The organism is Gordonia sp. NPDC058843 (assembly GCF_042743165.1).
In the GTDB taxonomy this organism is placed as follows: Bacteria; Actinomycetota; Actinomycetes; order Mycobacteriales; family Mycobacteriaceae; genus Gordonia.
This window is the reverse complement of record NZ_JBHYNC010000013.1, coordinates 113345-127938: the sequence shown is the minus strand read 5'-3', so window position 1 is coordinate 127938 and position 14594 is coordinate 113345. Positions and strand designations below refer to the sequence as shown.

12 protein-coding genes are annotated in these 14594 nt (G+C 67.4%); 1 reads left to right on the top strand and 11 read right to left on the bottom strand.

Annotated elements, in window-relative coordinates; translation table 11 throughout:
* Positions 1-165: 165 nt before the first annotated feature.
* The gene (locus ACFW3F_RS11810) at positions 166-1647 is read right to left on the bottom strand and encodes a DNA polymerase IV (RefSeq protein ID WP_388057460.1); all 1482 of its coding nucleotides are present in this window, start codon (positions 1645-1647) and stop codon (positions 166-168) included.
* A 115-nt stretch (positions 1648-1762) separates the two neighbouring features.
* Complete coding sequence (locus tag ACFW3F_RS11805; protein ID WP_388057442.1) at positions 1763-2218, bottom strand: nitroreductase/quinone reductase family protein; 456 nt, start codon at positions 2216-2218, stop codon at positions 1763-1765.
* A gap of 118 nt (positions 2219-2336) precedes the next feature.
* Here ACFW3F_RS11805 and ACFW3F_RS11800 point away from each other — a divergent pair, with 118 nt between their 5' ends.
* Positions 2337-3029, top strand: a complete 693-nt coding sequence (locus tag ACFW3F_RS11800) for a TetR/AcrR family transcriptional regulator (protein WP_388057440.1) — start codon at positions 2337-2339, stop codon at positions 3027-3029.
* Positions 3030-3052: 23 nt separating this feature from the next.
* Here the strand turns inward: ACFW3F_RS11800 and sigJ are convergent, their stop codons facing one another.
* From sigJ to ACFW3F_RS11755, 9 genes are all read right to left on the bottom strand, one after another.
* Positions 3053-3976 carry an RNA polymerase sigma factor SigJ gene (gene sigJ, locus ACFW3F_RS11795; protein ID WP_388057438.1) on the bottom strand — a complete coding sequence of 308 codons (924 nt, stop codon included), beginning with the start codon at positions 3974-3976 and terminating at the stop codon, positions 3053-3055.
* Between the two features lie 7 nt (positions 3977-3983).
* The gene (locus tag ACFW3F_RS11790; RefSeq protein ID WP_388057436.1) at positions 3984-5207 is read right to left on the bottom strand and encodes an NAD(P)/FAD-dependent oxidoreductase; all 1224 of its coding nucleotides are present in this window, start codon (positions 5205-5207) and stop codon (positions 3984-3986) included.
* 120 nt (positions 5208-5327) lie between these two features.
* Positions 5328-6020, bottom strand: a complete 693-nt coding sequence (locus ACFW3F_RS11785; protein WP_388057434.1) for a hypothetical protein — start codon at positions 6018-6020, stop codon at positions 5328-5330.
* A gap of 27 nt (positions 6021-6047) precedes the next feature.
* Positions 6048-7394 carry an SLC13 family permease gene (locus tag ACFW3F_RS11780; protein ID WP_388057432.1) on the bottom strand — a complete coding sequence of 449 codons (1347 nt, stop codon included), beginning with the start codon at positions 7392-7394 and terminating at the stop codon, positions 6048-6050.
* A 489-nt stretch (positions 7395-7883) separates the two neighbouring features.
* Complete coding sequence (gene ileS / locus ACFW3F_RS11775) at positions 7884-11027, bottom strand: isoleucine--tRNA ligase (RefSeq protein ID WP_388057458.1); 3144 nt, start codon at positions 11025-11027, stop codon at positions 7884-7886.
* Between the two features lie 330 nt (positions 11028-11357).
* A complete protein-coding gene (locus ACFW3F_RS11770; RefSeq protein ID WP_388057431.1) occupies positions 11358-12329 on the bottom strand; it encodes a hypothetical protein in 972 nt (323 codons plus the stop codon).
* Positions 12330-12362: 33 nt separating this feature from the next.
* Entirely contained in the window at positions 12363-13178 is an 816-nt protein-coding gene (locus tag ACFW3F_RS11765; protein ID WP_388057429.1) for a DivIVA domain-containing protein, read from the bottom strand.
* Between the two features lie 300 nt (positions 13179-13478).
* Complete coding sequence (locus ACFW3F_RS11760) at positions 13479-13820, bottom strand: YggT family protein (RefSeq protein ID WP_388057427.1); 342 nt, start codon at positions 13818-13820, stop codon at positions 13479-13481.
* Positions 13821-13876: 56 nt separating this feature from the next.
* On the bottom strand, positions 13877-14581 hold the full coding sequence (locus ACFW3F_RS11755; protein ID WP_388057425.1) for a cell division protein SepF: 705 nt from the start codon (positions 14579-14581) through the stop codon (positions 13877-13879).
* Between the last annotated feature and the right edge of the window lie 13 nt (positions 14582-14594).

Here is a 14594-nt window from a genome sequence, read left to right as displayed (position 1 = left end):
GCTGGAATGTTTTGTGTCTCAACACCACCAATCATTCCAGCTCAGAGGGCATTTTCACGTTATCGACACCCCGCACCCATCCACGGATCCAGGCTGAGGAGCGCCCGGAGCCGCTCACACCTCAGGGAGCTGGGGGCTTGCAGTCCCCCGCGTTGGGTTCGCCGGTCAGTCGTCGTCGGGCACATCCCATTCGAGGCTGTCGAGGGGGTCCGCCGGACGGAGGTCGGGATCGTCGACGGGAAAGGTGCGCGTGCGTCCCGGCCCGCTCGTCCTCGTCTCGAACCGCACCGTGACGACGCCGTGTCCACTGCCCTGGACCCAGCCGTGCCCGTGGTCGGGATGGGTCACATCGGCGCCGGGTCCGAAGCGTCCGACCGGCATCGCGTTGCCACCCGGGGCGAACCGCGGGGGTGCGGGCGGCGAGCCCGCCACCTGGCCGGCGAGCGTCGTACCGACACCGCTCTCCTGCGTTTCCACCATCCCCGAACCTGCCGGGTCAGGCGTCGGCACCACCTCGAGAACGCCACCCGCGTCCACCTCGCCCCGGTCGTCGGCGCTGTCGTGGTGCGTGGTCTCGACATCACTCGCCCGCTCCACACCGACATCGTCGAACAGGGCATACTGCTGCACCGCGGTCAATCCCGAGAAGCTCACGCCGACAAGACGGATCGCGCCGATCGAACGTGGATCGAGCGCGAGCCGCTGAGCGGTCCGCTCGAGGTCGTCGAAGTCGGTCGTTGCGGCTGCCGTCGTCGCCGAGCGCGTCAGGATCGACATGTCGGATCTCTTCAGTTTCAGCACGACGGTGCGCGCGCCCCGTCCGTCGGTGAGGAGGCGGCGATGAGCATCGGCGGCGGCCTTGCGGATGGCGGGACGAAGCGCGTCGAGTTCGACGATGTCCTCGGCGAAAGTCGACTCGGCGCTGATCTGTTTGGCGGAGGTACGTTCGGCGACGGGCCGATCGTCGATGCCGTGGGCGAGTCGGTGCAAGGCGGGCCCGACGGTGCCGCCGAGCACGGAGGCGACTTCGACCGGTGACATCGCCGCGAGATCACCGATCGTCGCGATCCCCAGGCGCGCCAGCCGATCACCCGACACCGGTCCGATGCCCCACAACTTGCGGACCGGGAGCGAATGCAGGAAGTCCAGCTGACCGGACGGTGGGATCACCATCACCCCATCGGGTTTGGCCTCGCCGGAGGCGATCTTCGCCAGCTGCTTACCGGAGCCGAGCCCGACCGAGGCAGCGAGACCGACCTCGCTGCGGATTCGGGCACGGAGTTCCTCGGCGAAGTCGCGGGCCTCGTCGACGGTTGCTCCCGCGAGTTCGGCCGGCTCGCCGAACGCCTCGTCGAACGACAGCGTCTCGATGATCGGAACCGCTTCCCGCACAATGCCGAAGACACGTTTGCTGACCTTGCTGTACACCGAACCGCGCGGCGGGACGACCACGCCGGTCGGCCCGATCAGGCGTCGTGCCTGATGCATCGGCATCGCCGAGCCGGCACCGAACACGCGGGCCTCGTAGCTGGCCCCGGCGACCACCCCGCGCCCGCCGGACCCGCCGACGAGGACCGGCCGGCCACGCAGGGTCGGCCGGGTGAGTTGTTCGACAGAGGCGAAGAACGCGTCCATGTCGAGGTGCATCACCCAGCGCGGGCTCCGTTCCGAACCCCGCCCCGACGACGCGTCCCGGGGAGACCTCGACGCCGAATCGCGGGGATTCGACGGTTCGGACCCAGGACGTGACACCTCACCGAGTCTAGTGAGCAGCGGTGACGGCGAAGACGGGGATCAGACCGGCGTGCGCGGCGAACTCGTCGTCCGACGAGGCGACGTCGAGACCCGCCGGCAGGAACCGGCCGACTTCCCACCCCCAGCGGCGCAGGTAGTCGCGGATGACGGGCGGACGGAGCGCAGGGTCGAGTTCGGTGAGGGCGACGACGGCCCGGCGTCGGCCGCGGCGCAGTTCCACCGTCCCGGCCGCACGCGCGTTCCGCACCCACTGCGTGTCGCCACGGACGGCGACCAGGTACTCCACCCCGTCGAGGCGCAGCACATTGACGGGCACTCGCTGCAGCTTTCCGGTCCGGCGGCCGACGACGGTGAGCGTCCGTGCCCCGGCCAGGTTGACTCCGCGGTCGGCGAGCCAGCGGACGGCGCGGTTGACGGCGGCGTCGAATCGGTTCGGCGCCTTGTAGTGGGTGGTCGCGGTCATGGCTGCGCCTTTCGTCGAGGTGTCGTCTCTTCGAGAGCAGTGCTCTCGAAAACGAGTATGCGCGCCGACCGGGACTAAATCAAGAGCACCGCTCTCGTTTTGTGGCAGGATCACTGCCATGGCCACCGGACGAAGCCGCGCGGAGAATCGCGCGATGATGACCGACGAGATCCGTCGACTGGGACGCGAACACCTGACCACCTACGGAGCCGCCGGACTTTCCTTACGCGCTGTCGCCCGGGACATGGGCGTCGTCTCATCCGCGGTGTACCGATACGTCCCGAGCCGCGACGAGTTGCTGACCATGCTCGTGGTCGAGGCGTACACCGACATCGCGGACGCGGTCGACGCTGCGGTCGACGCCATCGACCCGTCCCGACGTCGCGAACGACTCGCGACCGCAGCCGCGACCGCCCGGGCCTGGGCGCTCACCGACCCGGCCCGATGGGCACTGCTCTACGGAAGTCCGGTGCCCGGCTATTCCGCACCCGGCGACCGGACCATCGGGCCCGGCACCCGCATCCCCGTCCGACTCCTCGGCGAGTGCGCCGCCGCCCACCACGAAGGCCTGTTGCGCCCCGACCTCCCCTCTCCGACACCGGAGGTCACGGCGGACATGGACGCGATCCGAGACGAGTTCGCCCTCGACACCCCGGCCGCGGTCCTCGCCGCGGCCACGACGTTGTGGGCAGTACTCGTCGGCGCCATCAGCCTGGAGACCTTCGGCCAGTACGGCGCCGATACCTTCGCGCACCCGGAACAGCTGTTCCGGCTGCAGATCGAGCACACACTGTCGGGATTGTTCGCCTGAGACGGGGTGCGGGCCCCGCCACATCAGCGCGCGATCGACCGCAACTGCTCGATCCCGGCCAGCTTGTCGGGATTGCGCATCGCGTAGATGTGGTCGATCTTGCCGTCGACAAGGTGAAAGGTGAACGCTCCCTGCAGTTTCCCGTCGAAGCGGACGACCAGGCCCGGCAGGTTGTTGAGGACGGCGATCTCGGTGCGGTAGTCGTCGACCACCGCCCCGATGCGCGCAAAACCCTTGAGCATCCGGGCCACCGCCGGCGCACCCTCCACCGGACGACGCACCGCGGTCGCCTTGCCGTCACTGTCGGCCGTGAAGACCACGTCGGGCGACAGCATCGTCATCAAGGTCGCCAGTTCGCCCGACTCTGCGGCGTCGAGGAAGGCGTCGACGACCGCGGTGGCGCGGGCGGAGTCGGCCGGCTCGAACGGCGGCCGGCGGGCCTCGACGTGCGAACGCGCCCGATGCGCGATCTGCCGAACAGTAGGGGCCGGACGTGACAGCATCTCGCCGATTTCCTTGTAGGCGAACCCGAACACCTCACGCAGGACGAAGACGGCGCGTTCCTCCGGCCCGAGCGATTCGAGGACGATCAGCATCGCCGTGGAGACCGATTCCGCCAGCACGAGGTCGTCGACGGGTTCACGGGCGTCGACCAGGATCGGTTCGGGCAGCCACGGACCGACGTAGTCCTCCCGGCGACGCGACCGGGAACGCAACGCGTTGAGCGCCTGCCGTGTGACGACCTTCGCGAGATAGGCCTTGGTGTCGGAGATGCTGTCGGCGTCGACCTCGGCCCACCGCAGGTAGCTCTCCTGCAGGACGTCGTCGGCGTCGGCCGCCGACCCCAGGATCTCGTAGGCGACAGTGAACAGCAGTGGGCGCAACTCGGCGAAACGTGCTGCCGGCCGGTCGGACTCGGCGCCGGTCATCGTGCTACGGCCTCTCATCGGCGGGTCATCTCACCACGGTCGCCGACGCGCTGCTCGGTCGTCCGGCAGACGGCCGTGTTCCCCCTCGCAGCCACCGGAAGGCGCCCGGTGTCTTCGACTCGCGGTGGATGTTCCACACCGTACCCCGGCACACCGTCTCCTTGGCCAGAGCTGCGAGACGTCCTGTCACGACCATGCGGGCGGGCGAGTCGTCGCGCCTGGTGAACTGCAGCGTGGCCGCGCGGCGTCCCACCGACGTGCACTGGGCGACGAAAGCCTGGTCGACCTCCGCGGCGGCGACACCGTCGAGGTGCGCGAGCACCGCGTCGGCGGCCTGCGCACCCAGGGGTTGGGCCGCCTGACAGCTCATCCGCAGTGTCATCCCGTCGATCGACACCGCGTCGCCGGCGCCCACGATGCGGGGGTCGTCGACGCTGGTCAGCGTGACGTCCGCGCACAGTCGGCCGAGCTCGTCGGTCGTCAGTCCGCTGTCCTCGGCGAGCGGCGGTGCCTCGAAGCCGGTCGTGAGAACCGTGGTCGCACTGGGCAGTTCACGGCGCTGACCGCCGTCGGCGACGGTCACAGTCGTCGAGGTGACGTCGACGACGCGACCGCTCTCGAGCACCTCGACACCCAGTCGGCCCAACTGGACCAGCAGTGCGCGGCGGGCGCGGGGTCCGACCGACCCGGCGACAGCACCACCACCCACCAGACGCACCCCGAAGCCCCGTTCGGCGAGTTCGGCGGCGAGTTCGACACCGGTGAGTCCTCCGCCGATGACCGTGACCGGTTCGTGCCTGTCAAGGGTCTCGAGGTGGTCCCGCAGTTGTTGAGCTGCAACCCAATCCGCGACACCGAACCCGTGCTCCGCGGCACCGGGGATCATCGGCGTGGCCGCGCCGGTACCGACCGCGTAGATCAGGTGGTCGTAGTCGAGCGCCGCGCCCGAGGCCATGTCGACGCGGCGGCGGGCCGCATCGATCCGCGTCGCGGTGTCGACGACGACCCGGATGTCGGATGCGAGTACGTGATCGAATCCGACCTGGGGGTCGGCCGTCCGCGCGACCCATTGATGCAGGCGGATTCGCTGCACGAAGAACGGCTGGGGATTCACGACGGTGACCTCGACCCGCGGGTCGCGCCGCAGCCGGTTGGCCGCCAGAGCGCCGGCGTACCCGGCGCCGAGGACGAGAACCCGGATCGGGCGGTGCGGCGGTGTAGGTCGGGTCGTGGGATTCGGGGTGGTCATCGTTTGCTGCCTTCCACTGGTGTCTCGAGCGGTCGTTCTCGAGACACCAGCGGGGGCGCAGATGTGACACGCCAGTCGGCAGCAGGTCTCAACCGATGCCGGCATGACCACGCAGCGAGTTCAGTACCGGCCAGACTGTGCGACCGAGACTGCGTCGTGGCACCCGGCCACCGCGCTTGACACCACCGGTATTCCGAAGCGGCTCTCGAGCAGATCGGTCATCTCCAGCGTTCGGAGCCCGCCGCACGACACCAGGAGAGCATCGGGGTGGGGAGCGGACTCGATGAGGCGCGTGCCGAAATCCACCAGCGTGTCGGTATCTGTACTCAGCACTCGGTCGACCTCGCTGAGATCGAGACCGGCGGATCCGACCACCTCGAACCCCGCCTCGGTGAGGAACGTGACAAGCCGGTGGAGCAGGTCATCGGTGTAGGCAGCGCCCACCACGACGCGCTTCCCACCGACCGACCGCAGCCCGTCGACAACGGCGCCGGCCATCGTCGTGATGGGTGTGTCCCCGGAGAGCTCACGCAACCGGTCTTGCAGTTGACGGTGGCCCTCGTGCCCTCGGTAGAAACTTATCGACGTCCCCATGAGGCTGATCACGTCCACGTCCTGCGAACGCAGCGAGTGCACTACGTCCGGAAGCCGGCTCAAGGCCTCATCGAAACCGTCCACGCTCACACCGCTGATTCCGAGTCCACGGGCGATGAACTGCACATCATGCGGGTACAGCGTCTCGGCCTCAGGAGGAACGTGGTCGGCCGCCGGTGGGACGATCATCCCGACGCGGAGTTGCGATGGCTGTCTCATATGATTCTCACTCCAGGATCTGTTGTCTCACAGGGATGTCGGTAGCAGCAGAAAGATCGTGAACAGCACCGGTCCGACCACCACCATGGCCGCGCCCCAGGCGAACAACCGCGTGTGAATCGACTTTCCGGGCCACGACGGAGCTGTGGAGACCATCGTGGCGCCAACTGTCGAGAACGGGGCAACGTCCGCGAGTGCCGAACACAAGGCGAGTGAAGCGATCACGGCCCACCCCGCAAGTTCACCGGTTGCCGCAAGTGGTACCGCCAGGGGAACAATGGCGGCAAGTGTGCCGGTGGTCGATGCGAATGCCGAGACCAGTCCACCGACCACACACAGGATGAATGCCGACAGCAACGGCCAACCGATCGCGGCGGCCGCTTCGCTCAGCAACTCCGTTGCCCCGACGGTCTGCAAGACACTGACGAAGGTGATGATCCCGCCGACCAGCAGGATGGTGGACCAGTCGATCTTCGCGAGCGCCTCACGGTTGGGCGTCGGATCGATCACCAGCAGCAGTACGGCAAATGCGAAGCAGGTGAGGCCGATATCGACGGTCATGTCGAGCGCCTCGATGACAATGACGGAAACCGCGAACACACCGATCGCGCCAAGCGTCAGCTTCTGCATCGCAGTGAATGGGGCCCGCCCCTCGCGTGAGCCGGACGGAGCGGTGCGCACTTCCCGCACCGGCTGCTCATTGCCGACGACTGTTCCGAGTGGCGCTGCACCCACCAGGCTTGGTTCGCCGTCTTCCTCGGGCACACTCGCACGCTCGCGGTACAGGTCGCGGCCGCCGTAGAGGATGTAGGCGGCAACGACGAGGACACTGTTGACCACTATCGCGATCGCGAACAGCACGAGGCCGTTCAACGCGATTCCGGCCTCCTCTGCCACACCAGCCGTGATCAGGCCGAAGAGCCCGAATGGCGCGAACATACCCACCGTCAGTCCTGCACCGACCGAAACACTCATGAGCATCGGATCGATGCGGTAACGGCGCGCTATCTGCATGGCAATAGGGATGATGGCGATGGCCGCGGTTGCTGCCATCGCCGAAATCATCGCTGACAGGCCGACGAAAACCAAAGGCATCAAATATGCCTTGCCGTGAAAGCGCGAGACCGACCGATCGATGATGGCGTCGATCGTCCCGTTGACCTGAGCCAACCCGAACAGGAATGTGACTCCCGCCAAGAGGATCAACAGGTTTACCGGAAAGCCCGCCAGAACCTCCTTCGCCGAGAGGTCCGCGACGAAGATACCCGCTATTGATGCGCCCACCAATGCCACGGCACCGGCATGAATCTTCCTCCAACCGGCTATTATGAATACCGCCATAAAAATCAGCAGCGCAGTGAGTTGCACTGACATCGAAAGCCCACTCCCAATCGTTTTGTCCGCGTAGAGAAGTCATCTGTCGAATTCTCTGAAAACGCCTGATGATGCGTCTTGGCCGCACCCGTGGACTGTTTGGTGGGATTCGGGCGATTGTCAATTCGAAGAGTGTCGACGCCCGATCGCACAACGCCTCGATGCGTTCGACCACGGGTATGGCGGTCGCGACATTTCCGACAATAGGGACTCGACGCCGCATGTGCCATCGGTAGATCGCATCGTCGGACTAGGGATATCTTTACGGCCTCGGCCACCACCCGGTTGGCGGTCCTCGTCCGGCCATCAGACCGAAGCCGTTCGGGCAGAACGAAACCGACACCTGCGCCGCCAGGGTCCGACGTGGTCGGCCGCAGCGTGTCGACCGTCAACCGCACGAACGTGCCTATGCATCCCTTCGCGTGCGAGGCCGTGGACGACACTGCGCGAACACCCGAAAGGATGTCCGCGCAGTACACGGGAGTCGGTTCAGACCGCCTTGGCCACGTCGGCGGTCACGCCGTCGCCGAGCTCGATGCTCCCGGCTTCGCCGTCGTCGGTGACGTCGAACCGCACCGCGAGCACCTCGCCCGCGATCAGGTCGGCATGCGATCTCGCCCAGTCCAGTCGTTCGGCCGGCACGACGAGTCGCACCGTGATCCGATCGGAGACATCGAGTCCCAGCGTGCGGCGGGCGTCCTGCAACTCTCGGACGCGGTCCTTGGCCCATCCCTCTGCCTCGAGTTCGGGCGTCACCGCCGTGTCGAGGACGACCAGCCCGTTGCCACCCGGCAGCTCCGCGGTCGAGTCGGGTTCGACGGCCACCAGACGCCGGGTGAACTCGCCGTCGCGGAGTTCGATGCCGTCGGCGACGACCACCTCCGAGCCGTCGGCGCCGTCGCTCACCGTCCAGTTCCCCGACTTCACCGCCTTGATGGCACGCTGCACGTCCTTACCCAATCGGGGTCCGGCCGCGCGGGCGTTGACCGCGATCTCGTAGCGTCCGTACTCACTCGCGTCGGCGGCCAGAGTCACGGTCTTGACGTTCATCTCGTCTTTGACCAGGTCGACGAACGGCTCGAGCGAGGCGGCAGTCGGTGAGGCCACCGTGAGACCCGGCAGCGGCAGGCGGACCCGCAGCTTGTTGGCCTTGCGGACACTCGACGCCGTCGAGCACACCGCCTGCACCTGGTCCATCGCCGTGACCAGGTCGGCATCGGCCGGGAGCTCGTCGCTCGTCGGCCAGTCCGTCAGATGCACCGAACGGTCGCCGGTGAGACCCCGCCAGATGGCCTCGGTCGCCAGAGGGAGCAGCGGTGAAGCGAGCCGGCACGCGACCTCGAGCACTGTGTAGAGGGTGTCGAACGCGTCGGTGTCCTCGTCCTGGCCGGCCCAGAAGCGCGCCCGGGACCGGCGCACGTACCAGTTGGTGAGCGCCTCGACGAACTCTCGGAACGCGTCACACGCCCCCGCGATGTCGTAGATGTCGAGGGCCGCGGTCATCGAATCGCGTGTCGTCGCGAGCTTGGCCAGGATGTAGCGGTCCAGCACGTGCTCGGAGTCCGTCCGCCAGGTCGCCGGACGCTCGGCGTACAGCTGCAGGAAGCTGTAGGCGTTCCACAGCGGCAGAAGAGCCTGTCGCACGCCCTCTCGGATACCTCGCTCCGTGACGACCAGGTTGCCGCCGCGCAGGATCGGCGACGCCATCAGGAACCACCGCATCGCATCGGACCCGTCGCGATCGAAGACCTCGTTCACATCGGGGTAGTTGCGCTTGGACTTCGACATCTTCTGACCGTCGTCACCGAGCACGATGCCGTGCGCGGCGACCGTCTTGAACGCCGGCCGGTCGAACAGGGCGGTCGCCAGGACGTGCAGCGTGTAGAACCAGCCGCGGGTCTGCCCGTTGTACTCCACGATGAAGTCGCCCGGATTGTGTGCCGGGGCATTCGCTGACTCTCCCCCGTCGAACCAGTCGCGGTTCTCGAAGGGATAGTGCACCTGTGCGAACGGCATCGAGCCCGACTCGAACCAGCAGTCCAGGACCTCGGGCACGCGCCGCATGGTCGACTTCCCGCTCGGGTCATCGGGATTCGGGCGGGTGAGCTCGTCGATGAACGGGCGGTGCAGATTGTCCGGACGGACACCGAAGTCGCGCTTGAGCTCGTCGAGCGAACCGTAGACGTCGATGCGCGGGAACTCCGGGTCGTCGGACACCCAGACAGGCAGCGGCGCGCCCCAATACCGGTTGCGGCTGATGTTCCAGTCCCGCGCACCTTCGAGCCACTTGCCGAACTGGCCGTCCCGGATGTGTTCGGGTACCCAGGTGATCTGCTTGTTCAGCTCCACCATGCGGTCGCGGAACTGCGTCACCGCGACGAACCACGACGGCACCGCCATGTAGATCAGCGGCTGGCCCGACCGCCACGAGTGCGGGTAGGAGTGTTCGATGGTCTCGTGACGGAGGATCCGCCCGGTCTCCTTGAGATCCTTGATGATCACCGGGTTGGCGTCGAAGACCATCAACCCCTCGTACGGCGGGACCTGTGCGGTGAAGCGGCCGCCTGGGTCGAGCGGTTGTACCACCTCGATGCCGTTGGCGGTTGCGAGCTCCATGTCCTCCTCACCGAAAGCCGGTGCGAGGTGGACGATTCCGGTGCCGCTGTCCGTGGTCACATAGTCGCCCAACAGCACCCGGTGCGAGTTCGGATGGCCGGCGAAGAAGTCGAACGGCGCCGTGTAGGCGAGATCTGCCAGGTCTCGGCCGCGGTGGGTGCCGAGCACCTCGGGGTCGGTGATCTCCTTCGAGTACGCCCCCAGCAGCGCCTCGGCGAGGAGGTACTCCTGGCCGTCGGCCGCCTTGACGTGCACGTAGGTGACATCGGGGTTCACCGCGATGGCGAGGTTCGACGGCAGGGTCCACGGGGTCGTCGTCCAGATCAGCGCGTTCACCCCGTCGAGCGAGGCGAGCGGACCGCCGGGCACCGTGAGCGGCATCGTGACGGTGACCGCCGGGTCCTGCCGCATCCGGTAGGCGTCGTCGAGCTTGGACTCCTGATTCGACAGCGGCGTCTGCTCGTACCAGCTGTAGGGCAGGACGCGGTAGCCCTGATAGATGAGCCCCTTGTCGTAGAGCGCCTTGAACGCCCACATCACCGACTCCATGAAGTCGAGATCGAGTGTCTTGTAATCGTTGTCGAAGTCCACCCAGCGGGCCTGGCGGGTCACGTAGTCGCGCCACTCCCCCGTGTACCGCAGCACCGAGTCACGGCAGTACTCGTTGAACTTCGCCATGCCCATCTTCTCGATCTCCGACTTGTCGGTGATCCCGAGCTGGCGTTCGGCCTCCAATTCCGCGGGCAGACCGTGTGTGTCCCAACCGAATCGGCGGTCCACCTTCTTTCCGCGCATGGTCTGGTACCGCGGTACCAGGTCCTTGACGTATCCCGTCAGCAGATGACCGTAATGCGGCAGTCCGTTCGCGAACGGCGGACCGTCGTAGAAGACGAATTCCTCGGCGTCGGCGCGATTGTCGATCGACGCGGCGAAGGTCGAATCGGACTCCCAGTACTGCAACACCCGCTGTTCCACAGCCGGGAAGTCCGGGGCGCTGCGCCCGGTGCCCCCGGTCATGTCGACCTTCGGGTACACCCGGGCGGACTGGGTGGGGTCGGTCGCGTCGCTCACGGCTCGTCTCCTCGTGCCTGGTGATGTCTCATCGGCACGGGGACGCACACCGGAGGTCTGCGCGGTACCACCCCGCTTGCGCCGGGATCCGGCGCCACTCGTCGAACCGCCGCGGTGGGTCACCGGACGATCCTGCGGCTGTGACGGGCCGCGCCCGCCCGGTTCTACTAAGGACCCGAGGGTCCTGTTCTTCCGGGCGCTCCCCGGTGATGGCCGGATCGACGCGTGGACCAGTGTAGCGATGCCACACCCGGTCGGGCGAACGGGCCAAGCGGGTCAGCTCGGCGGCGGATGCCAGTTCGGATCAAGCGGGTCGAAATCCGCGCGTCGACGACGCGGTGGGGAGTCGACGTCGGAACGTTCGGAGGGCGTCGCCCAGTCGTCACCTCCGGCGGTGTCGCCGCCGGGCACATCCTCGGGCACCCACCCCGACTGAGCCGGATCGAACGGTCGAGGACCCGGTGACGACGGGGCGGCCGGAGGCCGTTGTCCCCACGCCTGAGGCGGTCCGGACCGACGATCGCCGGCCTGCTGAGGACCCGGCTGCGGAGGACCCGGTTGCTGCTGAGGACGCGATTGCCGCGGGCCGGGTTGCTGGCTCCACTGTTGGTCCGAGCCGGGCTGTAGCCGCTGCGGAACCGCGCCGGGAGGTGGCGACCCATAGCGCGGCGGGGTCTGCCCATCCGCAGGACCGGGCCTTCCACCAGGCGCGACAGGACCTTCGGGGGCGTTGTCCCGGAACGGGGCGTCGCCGGCCGGCGCGTCGGCACCGACGGAACGCAGGTAGTCCTCGAGGTTGCCCTCGCGGCGCTCGGGAGCGGGACGGCCCGAGGCGGGGCGATCTACGGGCACTGCGCCTCCGGGCGCCGCCATGCCCGGCTCGAAGTCACCGGGTCGGTATCCGGTCGACCCGGATTCGGCAGGCCCGTCGTGACCGGCCACGCTGTACTGACGCGTGGGCGCATCGGCATCGCCCGCCGATCCGCGTTCGCTCGTGGTCGGTTCGATTCCGTCGTCGGACGATTCGGCACCGGAGCCGGTCACGTCGCGTCGCGCACCCGGGACCATGTCCTCGAGTGACCGACCCGCGTCGCCCTTACGGCCGGCGAAGACATCCACCAGAAGGAACCCGAGGCCGACGAGACAGACGACGATGCACGCAACCGCCAGCCACACGGTCCCGGTGATCAGACCGAGGATGAGCAGCACGAACCCCAGCAGGGTCGCGGCCAGGGCCAGGGTCAGCACATCACCAGCCTAGTGCGCAATGACTCGCCCGGATCAGCTGGGCGAGTAGCTGCTGAATCCACCGTTACCCGGATCGTTCGAGAACGACTGATCGGGCCGGCCGCCTTCGACCGGGGCGGCGCTGCCACGCTGCTGGAGTTCCTCGAGCTGCGACTCGAGGTACGTCTTGAGACGCGTACGGTACTCACGCTCGAAGGTCTTGAGCTGCTCGATGCGACCTTCCAGCACGCCACGCTGCTGGTTGATCGTGCCCATGATCTCGCTGTGCTTGCGCTCGGCGTCGCTCTGCAGCGCATCAGCGCGCTCCTGGGCCTGACGCAGCTGCGCCTCCGACCGGGTCTGCGCGTCGGCCAGGATGGCCTCCGACCGCTGGCGGGCATCGGCGAGCATGGCGTCGGACTTGGTCTGAGCCTCGGAAACCAGCGTGTCGGCGCGGGTCTGGGCATCGGAGAGCATCGCGTCCGCGTCCGCTCGGGCGCTGCCCGTGAGACGGTCCGCGGTGTCCTGGGCCAGTGCGAGCACTCGAGCAGCGCGCACATTGGCGTCGTCGTTGGTGGCCTGCGGGGCCGGGGGTGGTGTGGGAGCCGGGGGCTCGGGCGCCGCCGCGGGCTTGGCGAACATCTGGGTCCGGTCGTCCGCCGAGGCGCCGCCACCGGAGCGGGCGTCGGCGAGCTCACCTTCGAGCTCCTCGACGCGCTGCTTGAGGTCGGTGTTCTCCTCGATCAGCCGGGCGAGCTCGGCTTCGACGAAGTCGAGGAACTGATCGACCTCATCCTCGTTGTAACCGCGCTTACCGATGGGCGGTTTGCTGAACGCGACGTTGTGCACATCAGCTGGAGTCAGCCGCATGTCGGTTCCCCTCGTGTCTGGTGGTGAACTTGTGTTCAGTTGGCGGGCCGTCCAACCCGGATCGCGCGACGGTGAGTCGTTCGACCAATACAGGTTGTCACTAACTATTCATACCAGTCAAAAATTGTAACTGGCGACCAATCCTGTCACATGCGAACCGCTGGTTGCATCTCTCCGATGCGCTGTTGGAATGAAACAGTCATCCGAAGATGACTTAACACGGTAGACCATCGCCGTACCGCGGGATACCCGCCGCCGGATCGAGTGCGCCCCGTCGGTGCACGATCCGGGGCGGGGACATCACGGGCGGAGGAGGGGTCCGGCGATCGCCAGCGAGTCGGCCAGGGCGTCGGCGCGCAGACCGTTCACGATGTTCATACCGATGATGACGACGAGCATGACGATCATCAGCGACAGGTCGAGCCGGATGGGACCGAGCGGGATCGGCGGGAGGATGCGACGCAGAGCCTTGATCGGCGGGTCGGTCACCGTGAACACCATCTCGATGACGACCACCGCGGGCCCGGTGGGTCGCCACTCGCGGGCGAAGGTGCGGACCAGTTCGACGACCAACCGGCCCAGGAGGAGCAACCAGAAGATCAGCAGGAGGTAATACAAGACGCTCAACAGAATCGCAGCCACGCGTCAAGAGTGCCTGAACATCACGGGCGACGGCGAACCGAGGTACCCGACGTGGGTCAGGCGTGGTTGTAGAAGCCCGTCTCGGCGATCTTGCGGCGGTCCTCCGGCGATACGTCGACGTCGGCGGGCGACAGCAGGAACACCTTGGTGGCCACCTTGTCGAACGATCCACGCAGTGCGAACGCAAGGCCCGCGGCGAAGTCGACGAGTCGCTTGGCGTCGTCGTTGCTCATGTCGACGAGGTCCATGATGACCGGGTTGCCGTCGCGGAACCGCTCGCCGATGGTCCGGGCCTCGCCGTAGTCCGACGGCCGAAGCGTGGTGATCTTCTGCAGCGGGCTGTCGGCGAAGACGCGCTCGAGTTCGACGCGCGGGTCGGCGGCCATCGATCGCGGCGCGGCCGCGGCGCGCAGGGCCGCACTCGACGAGCGCTGCAGCGGCTCGAGACGGCCGGGCGCCCGCATCGGACCGTCGCCCGCCGCGCGCGGAGCCGCGTAGGCGAATTCCGCCACGTACTCCGGGGCGAGCTCGTAACCGGCATCGTAGTGGTGGCGGTCGGCCAGCTCGTCGCGGTAACCGGAGTCCCGGAACGAGGGCTCGTAGCCGGGATCGTAGGACGACTCACCGTAGTAGTCGTCGCGGTAGGCGCGCTCACGTGACCGCTCACGCAGCGACGGGGCCGACTCCTCGAGGTAGTCGTCCTCGTACTCGCTGGGCGGCACCATGCCGAAGTAAGCCTTGAACTTCTGCATCGTGGTCATTGACGGCCTCTCT